This window comes from Desulforegula conservatrix Mb1Pa (genome assembly GCF_000426225.1).
Taxonomy (GTDB): domain Bacteria; phylum Desulfobacterota; class Desulfobacteria; order Desulfobacterales; family Desulforegulaceae; genus Desulforegula; species Desulforegula conservatrix.
Genome location: NZ_AUEY01000003.1, coordinates 39,310 through 52,742, shown reverse-complemented (window position 1 = coordinate 52,742; position 13,433 = coordinate 39,310). Strand labels below are relative to the sequence as shown.

Sequence of the window (13,433 nt, the reverse complement as noted above, 5' to 3'; positions counted from 1 at the left end):
CCTCCTTTGTAATTATCTGTACGTGAGAAGCCCCTTGTCATTGAGGGCTTCAAGATGTTCGGTGTTGTTAAAATCCTGAAGGGTCAGTATTTCCGAATTAAAATCAAAAACAGAAATCGAGCAGTTCATGCATTTCCAGGACTCTTTTATTGCGTCTGCATCACTTAGTCCCAAAGCTTTCTTTAATGCCACCGCAATGACGCCACCGGAAGTTACGATAGCCACACATTCTCCATAGCCCCTCAGTTTGGCTATCCAGTCAAATCCTGCTTCAACACGGCGGAGAAAGGCGTTCCACGACTCAACCCCTTCAACTTCATGATCACCTGAGATCCAGAGTTCGACTATCTTTGAAAAAACTTTCTGAAATGATCTGTTATCCTTTAGAATCGAGCTGATATCAGGAACGCAATCAGGCTCTTTTTCAGCAAGAATGGGAAGATAGCTTCTGAAAATGCCTTCTCCGTCAAACTCGTTAAAAGCCGGATCAATGAGTGCTTCAGGAAAAAGAACGAGTCCGGCTGCCTTGCTAACTGCATCTGCGGTGAAAACCTGACGATTCAGAGATCCTGAGTAAACAGCGTCAAAACCGATGCCCCTGCTTTTGAAAAAATCACCAAGAACACATGCCTGATTTATGCCAAGCTCAGACATCTGGTCATAGTCATTTTTCCCAAAAGAAGCCTGACCGTGACGGATTAAGTACAGAGACCCCATGATTCCTCCTGATTTATCAAAAACGAACATTCGTTCTTTTTGACAAATATACACAAGGCCAATTTCAAGGTCAAGATAAAAAATAGAGCGAATGCTCTTTTTTTATTGACTCAAATCATCTACAATTTTATATATTTATCAAAAACAGGTTTATAAATCAGATAAAAAGGCTACGCGATGAAAATTCTTGTCTGTATAAAAGCTATTCCCCAAACAGACCATGGCATCATGGCAAATGAAACAGAAAAAAGGATTGATCCCATCATGCCAAGTGGCTACAGACTCAATTCTTGGGATTCTTGTTCAGTTGAAGCGGCTGTTCAGTTAAAAGAGCGCGGAATAGCTAAACGGGTTGATGTCCTGACATGCGGGAATCCTGATACTGATTCGGTGGTGAGGCGTTCCATGGGAATGGGCGCCGATCACGGAATTCATATAGTTCATGATGAACACGAAGAACCTGATTCTTTGACAGTGGCCAAAAAAATTGCTGAAACAGTCCGAAATAAAGGCGGCTATGATCTGATTCTTTGCGGATCAATGTCAGAAGACAGGATGGAGTCAGCAACAGGCCCCATGATTGCCTCTTATCTCGGACTCCCTTTTGCTGTTTCTTCCGTTGAAATGGAAATTATTTCCGGAGAATACGCAGTAAGGTCGGCAAGCGAAATGGATGGTGGCCTGCGCCAGTTGATCAGCCTGGAAATGCCCGCGCTTGTGACTCTTCAGACAGGAATAAACACTCCGCGCTATCCAAAGCTTTCAGCAATGCTCAGAGCCAACCAGGCCGAAATAGAGACAATATGCCTTGGCACTTTTGCATTAAAACAAAACATCAAGGGCTACAGGCAGCCTGAAGCGTCTAGAAAAACAAAAATCCTCCGGGGAAGCTCATCTGAAAAAGCGTCCGAGGTTATAAGAATAATGAAGGAGAATGGTCTGTTAAAAGCCATAAAAGTCGGAGGTTAATCATGAACTTAGATGTTAAAAAATATATCATTACTGTATCAAGTATGGAATTAGTCTCATCTCCAAGAACAATTTCAGCAATGAGCCTTGCTTCAAGGATTTCTATGCAGACAGGTCTTCCGTCTGCCCTTCTGATAACCGGGCCCGATATTCTTAAAAAAGCCGGTGACATGGCAAAGGAATTACATTCTGATATTTTTGCCGTTGAAGTACAGGCTGCTTCACTCGCCCCGGAAGCCTTGCTGAAAATTTTTAAAGGGGTTTTTTCAGAAATAAAAGCGGGCTTCATTATTTTTCCTGAGACACCTGAATACTCTGCTGTCGCGCCTGCTCTTGCTGCAAAACTCGATGCGGCATGGATTTCAGGAGTCAGTGGAATAAATGACACCGAAAGCAATCTTGTCTTCAGCAGATCCGTATGGGGAGGCAAATTCCTGGCTGATATTGTATCTAAGGCAGAAACAACGGTAATCACGACTCCATCATCTGCGTTCGGTGAAAGAATAATCCGGGAAAACGGGCAGTTCAAGGTCAGATTCATGGATACTCCTGAACACGAGTCAAGATCTGTTGTCGAGGGATGGACATACGGAGCCAAGGCAGAAGCAGGACTTAAAGAAGCAAAGGTCATAATTTCAGCAGGACAGGGAATAGGCGGGCCTGAAAATATAGATCTGATCAATGATCTTGCTGAACTGATTCCAGGAAGCGCAGTGGGGTGTTCAAGGCCTGTCTGCGATCAGGGATGGATGGAATACAAACATCAGGTCGGAATCACAGGCGCAATTGTTTCTCCAAAACTTTATATTGCCTGCGGAATATCTGGCTCTTCCCAGCACATCCAGGGAATGCAGGATTCTGAAATGGTGATTGCCATAAATACAGATAAGAACGCCCCGTTTTTCAGACATTCTGACATTGGGATAGTTGAGGATGTGAAAGTTTTTTTGCCTGAGCTTATCAGGCAACTGGGTGATACTTGATGGACTCGCAAAAAGCCCTATTACCGTCATTCCGGCGCAGGCCGGAATCCAGAAGTTGCTGAAATTATGGATGCCGGATCAAGTCCGGCATCACGCTTAAGCCATTTTTAGACTTTTTTCGACTTCATCAAAATTTCATGCAGCAATATCATGCACGGCCACTGCCATATTTCCCGAACACTCAACCCTGTTAACTTTTGGCTGGCGGATAATACCTTCATGGCCGTTTATTCGGCTCATAATAATCCTGATAAATTCTGTAAGAGCACTTGCTGTCAGGGCAAATGATTTAAGAAGATCCGCCCATCCTGGTTTGCCAAAGGCTTTTATATAGAGCCTAAACACAGACAATGTCTTGAGGCGTGATTTTGTATTCGGCGCAAATAAGAATGCAGGCAGAAGTGAAGGAAAATAGCGCACAGCTTCATCACGTATTGCCTTGATTCTGGCTTCCATGAAAGAATCTCCGGTTTTTCCAGATCTTTTCTCGTATTTCATTGTCTCGCTGTTCCAGAAAAGACCTTCGGCCATGCGGGTTTCATGATCCTTAACTGCTCTCAGATACCCCCTTAATGTGGTCTCTGCCATGCTTACAATAGCTGGCCCACCTTTAAGGTATTTTTGTCTGAAGGCGTTTTTAAGATATTCTTCATGATCTTTTGCCCCAGTTATATGAGGATGAACGAAATTAAGCTCGGATGCTCCGTGCTGATGTCTGTACGGAACACTTTTAAGACGGTTTTCATTTTTCAAGTCTTCATAAAGCGGAGTTCCTGGCCAAGGATGATAATTCATGAACTGAACAAGATCAGTATTCAGATCAATTACCCAGTCAATTTCCTCATCAATTGTGTGCCTGTCATGATGATCATGGAAAAGAATTGTGGATGCCAGAACTATGATGCCTTTTGATCTTAGTTCGGCAAAAAGTTCTTTAAGATCAATGCCTTTGGTTTTGTCATGGAGATTGCGTTTTGATTCGACTCCGACCCAGAGTCTGCTGATCCCGCATCTTACAAGAAAATCCACACCCATGCGTTTTATGTTTTCGGCTGATGAAAATGTAACGAAAACATATGGCTTCAGATGAGCTTCCATTTCATGCAGAAGCCCTTTTGATCTTTTTTCGTGTTTGAGAAAGTTTTCATCCAGAACCATGAAGTTTCTGGCGTCCAGTTCTTTTTCAGCCCGAAGGCAGACGTCAAAAACGTCTCGTCCGGTGGGCAGAAGGGAAACATGCTCTTTTTTGAACATATGGGAAGTTATGCAAAAACGGCAGCCGTTTTCACATCCAACCCCTGGAAATATAACTGACCCCCTTGGTTTTGACGGCATTCCGTAGATATAGCTGTAAACAGGATTTTTAAGAACCGGATGAAATATCGGCGTATCTGGGTTATCTCCGAAATATTCCCTGAGCCATTTGACTCCTTCGCCCCGGCAGCACTCATCATGGGGGACAATTGTTTTAAGATCAGGAATGATTGTGCCGTAACCTCCAAGGATTATCTTGATATCAGGATAGTTTGCCCTGATGTATTCAGCCATTCTTTTCACTTTAAGGACATTGGGCACAATGAATGAAATTGCCACATGGGAATAGCCTTTTTTAAGTTCTTCGACAAAATCGTTCCAGAGCGGAAAATCAAGAACTGTGCTTGGCACAGAGATATTTTCTGCCAAAAGGTAAAGGGCAAAGGTCAGATAGGATTGCCTCGGAGAATGAACGCCCTGCTGCCTTGTTACCTGATTATTTAGAAGCTCCATCTGCATTCCGAGTTCTTCGCCCCATTCATCCTTTATTCCGAATGGACCAAAAACCGATGTAAATAGCACTTTTGTTTTTTTCATGTTTGCCTCCAGCGGATCGCTTGTTTTAAGAAACGTGCCGCAAAAAATTTAAATATTTAAGGATGTTGAATAATTGTTCAAAAAAAAGGCCTGACCATATTTCTGATACGGCCTGATTCCACCGCATCATTAAATTCCTCGGTGATAACACGGCCAATCTCGGCTGATTTCTTCCAATATCTGATTCGTTCCCCGTCTTTTCCGAAAAAATGCATGAAATCCTTCCTGTCAGGGATTCTTCCATGCGGAAGAAGCTTAAGGAACTCCGCAGAGGGATAAGCAAGGAGAACATTCGACATGTTTTTTTCAAGCGGCCTTCGGTGTTTCAGTTTTTTGTCGAACCATCCAGGTGTGATTCGTTCTGAATAATGGGGATAGAAAACTATGTCATTGCTGCCTTCAGGAAGAAAAGGGATGTCCAGGTTGTAGTCGAGGATTCCCCCATCTCTGTAAATTCCAGACGGAGCGCCTTTGATGTTTTTCAAAGGCTCTGTCATAAAAGGGATTGCGCTTGAAGCCATGACAGCTTCCCTGAGATTTTGCGGAGAAAGACATATTCTTTTCATGGGGAAGCAGTTCATATCATAAAAAGGAGGGAGGCCTCTTTGATCGAAAAACAGAGCCCTTTCAAAAAAATATCCCAGATATTTTCTTCTTACAGAATTTGCCAGAATGCTCAGTCCAAAACCTGCGCCAGTGAGAATTGATGAAGATGATGAGACAACAGGTTTGCTTCTGGACGCGATGATGTTAAGCCTGAAAGAGGGGTGATTCAGGGCATGGGAAACGGATCTGTCATCAAAGATTCTGTCTATTATCTGCCAACCGAATGCAGTTATTTCTTTTTTTGTCGGTTTTCCTATGTAGGTCTGGTTGATGTAACTGTCTTCAAGCTTCAGAAGAGAATCTTCAGGATCAGGGCACGCCGCAGCTGCAAAACGCCAGGCACCGATGGACGTTCCTGCAAGAAAAAGAGGCGTCTTTCTGACTCTGAACCATTTTGAAAAAAGAAATCTGTCAAGATCAGACAGAACAAGCCATTTTGCAGCTCCTGAAGCTCCTGCCATGATTTTTACATCATCAGGCGATAGTCCCTTGTCCCGGATGACTTGTAAGGCTTTTTCTCCAGCTTTAAAATTCAGATATTTGCTCATTTGCTTCTCTCGGAGTTTATATTGATGATCCGAAAACGAGAAGCAAAATACATGCCTGCAAGATATTATTACGCAACAGCCTTATTTTTATAGAAAATTTTAAAGTAAGAAAAATATTTTTAGATTTATTGTCATTTTTATATTCCCGAAATGCATTTGTTATATCCATCAAATGCTGACACCACCATTGGCATTTTAATCCTGTACAGGATTTTTAAAGGATATTTTTTTGAACCAAACGACCGTACAGCCCCAGTCCTTGACTCAAGTCTTTATATGAAATATTCTTAAAAATATTCATAAGCCCCATTAAGGAACTATGGCCCCAATTTACAAATCTTATAAGGATTTGGTTCACAGCCTTTCAGTAAAAAAGCCTACTCCCGGATCAGCAGAAAAGATACTTGTCCTCAATTGTTCATTTCATAAGGTGACTATATGACCGCCACGATACCAGGGTATGAAATAAATGACTGTATTTATGAAAGCGATGCAACAATCATATACAGAGGAATAAAAACAAGCGACAACCAGCCAGTAATAATTAAAATTCTGAACAGAGATAACCCCTCCCCTGAGGAGACAGGGCGTTTTATAAGAGAATATGAAATGACCAGAAAAATAAATCTGGACGGAGTAATAAAAATCAAAGCCCTTGAAAAAATCCGCAATACGATCGCCATGGTAATGGAAGACACCGGCGGTCAATCCCTGGACAGCCTTATACCGGAAAAAGGCATAAATCATGAACAGTTCCTGCCCCTTGCGATAAGCATTACCGGCATCATTGGTTCGATCCATCAGCTTGAAATAATGCACAAAAACATAAATCCTTCAAATATCATCTGGAACCAGAAAAACGATAGCATTAGAATTATAGACTTTGGCATCGCAACGTCCCTGACGAGCGAGAACCCTGAAATACGGAGTCCAGGACTCATGGAAGGCAATCTTGCCTATGTCTCTCCTGAACAGACGGGACGAATGAACAGGGCAATGGACTACAGAACAGACCTGTATTCACTCGGAGTCGGTTTTCATGAGATTCTTACCGGCTCAAAACCCTTTATTGCAGATGATTCAATGGAGATGGTTCATTGTCATATTGCAAAACCTCCTCGTCCGGTTTCCGAGACAAAACCTGAAATACCCGGTGTCATATCTGACATCATACTCAAGCTCCTTTCCAAAAAGGCTGAAGACCGCTATCAGAGCGCTGCCGGCCTAAAGAACGATTTGCAGAAATGCGTCGATCAGCTCAGGCTGTCAGGAAGAATAAGTTCATTTGAAATAGGCATGGATGACTTGTCAGATAAATTTCACATACCCCAGAAACTCTATGGACGGGAAAAAGAACTTGAGCTGCTTCTTGACCATTTTGACAGAGCCGGCAAAGGGGCTATGGAGATGATGCTGGTCAAGGGCTTTGCAGGTGTTGGCAAAACAGCCCTGGTTATGGAAATACAGAAACCTGTTGTGGGGAAAAGAGGGTATTTTATTTCCGGCAAATTTGACCAGTTCATGCGCGACATTCCTTATTCTTCACTGATTCAGGCTCTCAAGGATCTTGTTCGCCAGGTTCTTACAGAGAACGCTGACAGAATAGCATATTGGAAAAACAGGCTTATTAAAGCTCTTTCCCCTAACGGTAAGCTCATTGCTGAAGTAATACCTGATATCGAACTGATAACCGGCCCTATGCCCGAAGTCTCAGGATTGCTGCCGTCGGAATATCAGAATCTTTTCAGCATGGTTTTCCAGAAGACAGTCCTGACATTTGCATCTGATAATCACCCATGTGTTATTTTTCTCGACGATATTCAGTGGGCTGACCTGCCATCAATAAAAATGATCGAACTTCTCATGACAAGTTCTGATGCCAGCCATATTCTCATTATCTGCGCCTTCAGGAATAACGAGGTTTTCGCGGCAGACCCCTTCATGCAGGCTGTGGAAAATCTGGAAAAAAAGGGAATCGGTATAAATTCACTGCATCTTGGTTCATTAAGCCGCTCAAACACAAACAAGCTTGTGGCTGAAACCCTGAAATGCACTGACGATGCTGCGAGACCTCTTTCTGACCTGTGTTTTGAAAAAACCCGTGGTAATCCTTTTTTTCTCAATCAGTTTCTGACAACGCTCCATAAAGAAGGGCTCATAGAATATCAGTTAGCAAGATCTGTTCTTCAGGACAACAAACGGGAATCGTCGTGGAAATGGGATATTGAAAAAATCAGACAGATGGATATTACGGACAATGTGATTGATCTTATGGTGGCAAATATAAAGAAGCTGCCTGAAAACGCCCAGAGGATACTCCAACTTGCTGCCTGCATTGGGAGCAAATTCGAACTGAAAACCCTGTCCATAGTAAATGAAAAATGTCCGGCAGAAACAATCGATGAAATGTGGGAACCCTTGAGGGACGGGCTTATACACCCGATAGACTACATTTATAAATATCTTGAAAACACAGAATCTCCCAAAATCACGTACAAATTCATGCACAACAGGGTACATCAGGCAGCCTATTCCCTGATAGCAAAAGCCAACAAGCCGGAGCTTCACCTTAAAATAGGCAGGACTCTTCTGAAAAATATGAAAACCGTAGGTTTTGATGAAAAACTTTTTGATATTGTAAATCATCTTAACATGGGAAGCAGTCTTATCAAGGATGAATCTGAGATAGAGAAGCTTGCCGAACTGAATTATACAGCAGGGAAAAAAGCCAGGCTGTCAGCCTCATATGAGCATGCTCTCCGCTATTTTAAAACAGGCATACAGCTTCTTGGGGAAAAAATATGGGAAGACAATTATAAACTTTCCATTTCACTCCATACCGAGGGAGCAGAAGCAGCATATCTTTCCACAGAATTTGAGGAAATGGATTTGCTTGCTGAAGATACAATTAAGCACGCCAAGGATATCACCCAGGCGATTCAGATATATGAAATAAAGATCCAGGGCTTCATGGCCAGGAATATGCTTCGAGATGCCTTAAAAACTGTGTATGAAATACTTGAACGCCTGAATGTAGTTTTTCCAAAGAAACCCAATCTTTTCAATTCATCCATCGAATTCATCAGAACCAGATTCGCTTTAAAAAATAAAACCGAAGAAGTTCTTTTGGAAATGCCGTGGATGACAGACCAGTTGTCTGGCGCAGTCATTCGAATAGGCGCAAGTGCGGCCTCAGCCCTTTATATCGCAGGACACAACATGGCTGCCTTTGTTCTAATAATGAAAATTATCAGAATGATTCTCAAAAAAGGCAAAACCATTGAATCGCCTCTGTGGTTTGCATATTATTCAATGGCGCTTGCCGCATCCGGATTTTATGAAAAAAGTTCATATTTCGGCAAACTTGCAATCAAAATGGCAAAAAAGAACAACACCCCCAAAATTGAGGCAAGGGTTAGGCACGCCATCAATTCATATACAAATCACTGGTCAGAACATATCAAAAGCACAATACCCGAACTTCTTGAAACAATGCAGATAAGCGTTGATAAAGGTGATCTTGAATTTGCTGCACTGAGTGCCTGGGTCTTTGCTTATCATTCTTTTTTCTGCGGCAGTGAGCTTGGCAAGCTTGAGCAGGAAATGAAAACCTATAGCGATGAGATGGCAAGGTACAAACAAAAAACGGTTCTGAATTATAACCAGATGCTCAGACAGGTAATACTGAATCTTATGGGAGGGTCAAAAACGCCGACTATGATACAGGGAAGAATATACGATGAAGAGAGCATGGCTGGTATCCATGATGAGGCCAGTGACAGGTTCGGTTCTTTTTTTCTGTGTCTGAGCAAAATGATTCTCTGCTATATTTTTGAAAATTATGAAGCAGCTATTAATGAAGCAGACAATGCAAAAAAGTATCTGCGATTTGTGCCCGGAGTATATATCTTCACTGTCTATTATTATTACAGAGCCCTGATAAGACTTGCCGCATTAACCACTGGTTCTTCATCGTCCCAAAAAAATAAAACCCTGAAAAAGGTTGGATTCACCCAGAAGAAACTAAAAAAATGGGCGGAAACCTGTCCTGCCAACTATATGCACAAATATCTTATTATAGCGGCTGAGTCTGAAAGGGTCAGGGGCAATAATGCTGAAGCAGGCAGACTTTATGAAAAAGCTGTAAATCTTGCGAATGAAAATGGATTCATCCATGAAGAAGCAATGGCAAGTGAACTCATGGCCAAATTCTATGCAGGAAAAAATCTTCAGGAAATGGCTTCTGCATGCATGGCAAGATCTCACTGGTGTTACACAAAATGGGGAGCGATAGCAAAGGCAAGGGATCTTGAAAAGAAACACAGAAAAATCATCAAGGAAATAACCGACATCAGCGACGTTATTTCAGCAGTTGAAGATGGAGGGGATACCTGCAAGATACCTGATCTTTCCAAAACCCTTGATTTGATGTCTGTCATGAAAGCTTCCCAGGCAATCTCCGGAGAAATTGTTTTAAGCAAGCTTTTAAGCAGTCTGCTTAGAATAGTAATGGAAAATGCGGGAGCCCAGAGAGGGTTCCTCCTTCTTTCCAGAAATGAGGAGTTGACAGTTGAAGCCAGAATATCGGTGGGCGAGGAAAATAAAGATGGGTTTAAGCCTTATAAGGCTGAAAACTCGGACGATTTCTCCATTTCGATAGTCAATTACTGTGCACGTACTAAAAAAAACCTGATTCTCACCAATGCAGGATCAGACGATGTTTTCGCAAGGGATCCATACATAATAAAGAATAAGACACAGTCAGTTTTATGCATGCCTCTGCTTCAGCATGGAACAATTCTCGGTGTTCTTTATCTTGAAAATAATCATATATCAGGTGCTTTTACTCCGGACAGGGTTGAAGTTCTGGGAATCCTCACGGCCCAGGCTGCCATTTCCATCCAGAACGCGACTCTTTATGAAAATCTTAAAAATGAAATCACTGAAAGGACAGAAGCTGAGGAGGCTCTGAAAGAGAGCGAGGCAAAATATAAAAAAATCCTTGAGGAAATGGAAGACGCTTATTGCGAAACAGATCTTAGTGGAAAAATAGTTTTTGTAAACGCTTCGGTATGCAAAGTGACAGGCTATTCAAAGGAAGAATTCGATAATCTGGACTTCAGAAAAATAACTCCTGACGAAGATATCCCAAGGCTTTACGAATACTATGGAGGAATATTTACAACAGGTAATCCTGGCAAGCCATTTCACTGGCAAGTTATAAAAAAAGATGGTGACAAAGCTATATTTGAAACAGTGGCTACCCTCATAAAAGACAAAAAAGGTAACCCCATTGGTTTTCGAGGTGTTGGACGAGATATTGCCGAGAGGATAAAGGCCGAAGAAAATCTAAAGGCGGCCGAACAAAAATACCGCACTATATTTGACAACGCTGTAGAGGGTATTTTTCAGTCAACCCTTGATGGCAGGCTGCTTGCAGCAAATCATGCACTTGCCAGAATTTTTGGTTATGAGTCTGTTGAAGATGGTTTTGAGTATTTAAAAAACTTCTCGACAAACATCTATGTCAATCTTTCGGACAGGGACGAGTTCATACGGCAAATAATAAATTTTGGAAGAGTCAGGGATTTTGAGTTCGATGCCTATAACAGAGATGGCAGCATTATCACCATTTCTGTAAATGCCCAGGCCGCCAAGGACAAAGACGGAAATATCACACATATTGATGGCATAACCGAAGATATTACAGAAAGAAAAAGGCTTAGTGAGCTTAAGATAGCCAAGGAAGCGGCAGAGGCATCCACTCGCTCCAAAAGCGAGTTTCTTGCAACCATGAGCCACGAAATCAGAACGCCCCTCAATGCTATCCTCGGCATGGCAGAGCTGCTTTCCGAATCACAGCTTTCAGCTGAGCAGATGGATTATGTCCAGACATTCAAATCCTCCGGAGAACTTCTTCTCAGCGTAATCAATGATGTTCTTGATTTTTCCAAGATTGAGGCAGGCCGTATTGAAATAGAAGCTATTCCGTTTGATCTTAACGAACAGTGTGAAAATATCATGAGGATTCTTTCCCTGAAGGCCCATGACAAGGGAATAGATCTGCATTTAAATATGCCTGAAGACATTCATCCATTCAGGATAGGAGACCCAACTAGATTGAGGCAGATACTGTTAAATCTGATGGGTAACGCAATCAAATTTACACAGGAAGGTTCTGTAACTCTTGAAATATTTGATTACTCATCGGATGAACGAGAGGCTGCCTTATCCGAGACGTTGGTTTTCAAAGTTAAAGATACTGGAATTGGAATACCGAAAGACAAACTTGAATCAGTATTTGACAGCTTTTCCCAGGCGGATTCATCGACAACAAGAAAATTTGGGGGCACAGGCCTCGGCCTTTCAATCACCAAAAAACTTGTGGAGATAATGGGCGGAACAATAAGTGTGGAATCTGAATTAGGTAAAGGAACAGACTTCTTTTTTTCTATTCCGCTTCCCAAAACGGTTTCTATTAAACCCGGAAGCCAAATATCCCAAACTGATCTTTTTGGAACTCATGTTCTGGTGGTGGATGACAATGCAACAAACCGCCTTATTCTAAAAGATTATCTTTCAAGATGGGGCGCAAGAGTCAATGAAAGCAAAAGCGGGAACGAAGCCCTGAATGAAATATTCAAAGGCAGACAGGCTGGAATTCCTTATGACCTTGTTTTAATGGATTCGGAAATGCCGGATATGGATGGGATCCAGGCCGCATGGGAAATCATGAAACTTCATCATGACTCGCCTCCTGCGATTATTCTGCTTACATCAGACGTTGAGGCTGAATCAAAAACAGCTATTCTTGAAATGGGAATAGCAGAATATATTCCAAAGCCAGTAAATAAGGCTGAGCTTCTCAATAGTATTCTCTCTGCCATCAGATCAAAACAATGCCTTCTGAGCGAAAAGGAAAACACTGCTGACAATTTTGACATCGGATACATGCGGATACTATGCGCCGAAGACATAGAGGCAAATCGAAAGGTTGTGAAGGCATACTTGAAGACTTATCCGGTTGAAATTGATTTTGCCGATCATGGTGGTTATGCGGTTTCAAAATACAAGAACGGAAAGTATGATATCATACTGATGGATATGGAAATGCCTGAGGTGGACGGCTTCGAAGCGATAAAAAGAATAAGAAAATGGGAAAGAGAAAACGGATTTGCTGAAGTTCCCATAATCTCTTTGACTGCCCATGCTTTTTCAGAACACAGGCAAAAGTGTTTTGATGCCGGATGCACGGATTTTATTTCAAAGCCGTTCAAGAAAAAAGAACTGATACAGGTGCTTTTCCGATTCTCGCAGATAATCAGGCAGGCAGACTGTAATGCGCTCATTAATGAAATAGGAGTGCCTCCCCTGGAAAATGCCAAAGAAGAAAAAGAGTATGCCCGAAAAAAAGAAAGTTACAGCGCAAGAATAAACAAGCTGTTCGAGGATCTGATCCCCGCTCTCTTTGACGAAATACGCAGGGAAACCGAAAATATGAAAAAAGCCCTTGAAGAAGGAGATAGTGAAAATCTTGCAAGACTCGCACACGGGCTTAAAGGGGCAGCTGGTAATTATGAGCTTGCCGAGCTTTCAGGAATATTCCTTGATATTGAAAGAGCATTTAAAAATAGGGATATGGAAAGCGTAAAAGAGCTGATGGAAAATGCTCATGATTATATTGAAAAGGTAAAAATCGAGTATGTGGATGAAGATTAACTTTGACAACGTCGCACAAAGTCCGATTTCCGTCATTCCG

At 42.1% G+C, this 13,433-nt stretch carries 6 protein-coding genes; 3 read left to right on the top strand and 3 right to left on the bottom strand.

Translation table 11 applies throughout. The features are described from left to right. Positions 1–12: 12 nt before the first annotated feature. Positions 13–717, bottom strand: a complete 705-nt coding sequence (locus tag K245_RS0102135) for a histidine phosphatase family protein (protein WP_027357978.1) — start codon at positions 715–717, stop codon at positions 13–15. A gap of 177 nt (positions 718–894) precedes the next feature. Between K245_RS0102135 and K245_RS0102130 the strand changes: the two genes are divergently transcribed. Together K245_RS0102130 and K245_RS26215 are read left to right on the top strand one after the other, a co-directional pair. Further along, positions 895–1,686 carry an electron transfer flavoprotein subunit beta/FixA family protein gene (locus tag K245_RS0102130; RefSeq protein ID WP_027357977.1) on the top strand — a complete coding sequence of 264 codons (792 nt, stop codon included), beginning with the start codon at positions 895–897 and terminating at the stop codon, positions 1,684–1,686. Positions 1,687–1,688: 2 nt separating this feature from the next. Next, the gene (locus K245_RS26215; RefSeq protein WP_051283792.1) at positions 1,689–2,669 is read left to right on the top strand and encodes an electron transfer flavoprotein subunit alpha/FixB family protein; all 981 of its coding nucleotides are present in this window, start codon (positions 1,689–1,691) and stop codon (positions 2,667–2,669) included. Between the two features lie 135 nt (positions 2,670–2,804). On the opposite strand, the gene K245_RS22690 is transcribed toward K245_RS26215, so the two are convergent. Then, positions 2,805–4,520, bottom strand: coding sequence for a B12-binding domain-containing radical SAM protein (locus K245_RS22690; RefSeq protein ID WP_051283791.1), 1,716 nt, complete (start codon positions 4,518–4,520; stop codon positions 2,805–2,807). 77 nt (positions 4,521–4,597) lie between these two features. Then, the gene (locus K245_RS0102115) at positions 4,598–5,674 is read right to left on the bottom strand and encodes a patatin-like phospholipase family protein (protein WP_027357976.1); all 1,077 of its coding nucleotides are present in this window, start codon (positions 5,672–5,674) and stop codon (positions 4,598–4,600) included. 438 nt (positions 5,675–6,112) lie between these two features. On the opposite strand from K245_RS0102115, the gene K245_RS26210 reads away from it, so the two are divergent. Beyond that, positions 6,113–13,393: a response regulator gene (locus K245_RS26210; protein WP_051283790.1), complete on the top strand. Its 7,281-nt coding sequence runs from the start codon at positions 6,113–6,115 to the stop codon at positions 13,391–13,393. Positions 13,394–13,433 lie beyond the last annotated feature (40 nt).

Bases quoted from the DNA above. Each gene is read 5' to 3' on its own strand.
- K245_RS0102135 (WP_027357978.1), bottom strand. From the start codon at position 717: ATGGGGTCTCTGTACTTAATCCGTCACGGTCAGGCTTCTTTTGGGAAA.
- K245_RS0102130 (WP_027357977.1), top strand. From the start codon at position 895: ATGAAAATTCTTGTCTGTATAAAAGCTATTCCCCAAACAGACCATGGC.
- K245_RS26215 (WP_051283792.1), top strand. From the start codon at position 1,689: ATGAACTTAGATGTTAAAAAATATATCATTACTGTATCAAGTATGGAA.
- K245_RS22690 (WP_051283791.1), bottom strand. From the start codon at position 4,520: ATGAAAAAAACAAAAGTGCTATTTACATCGGTTTTTGGTCCATTCGGA.
- K245_RS0102115 (WP_027357976.1), bottom strand. From the start codon at position 5,674: ATGAGCAAATATCTGAATTTTAAAGCTGGAGAAAAAGCCTTACAAGTC.
- K245_RS26210 (WP_051283790.1), top strand. From the start codon at position 6,113: ATGACCGCCACGATACCAGGGTATGAAATAAATGACTGTATTTATGAA.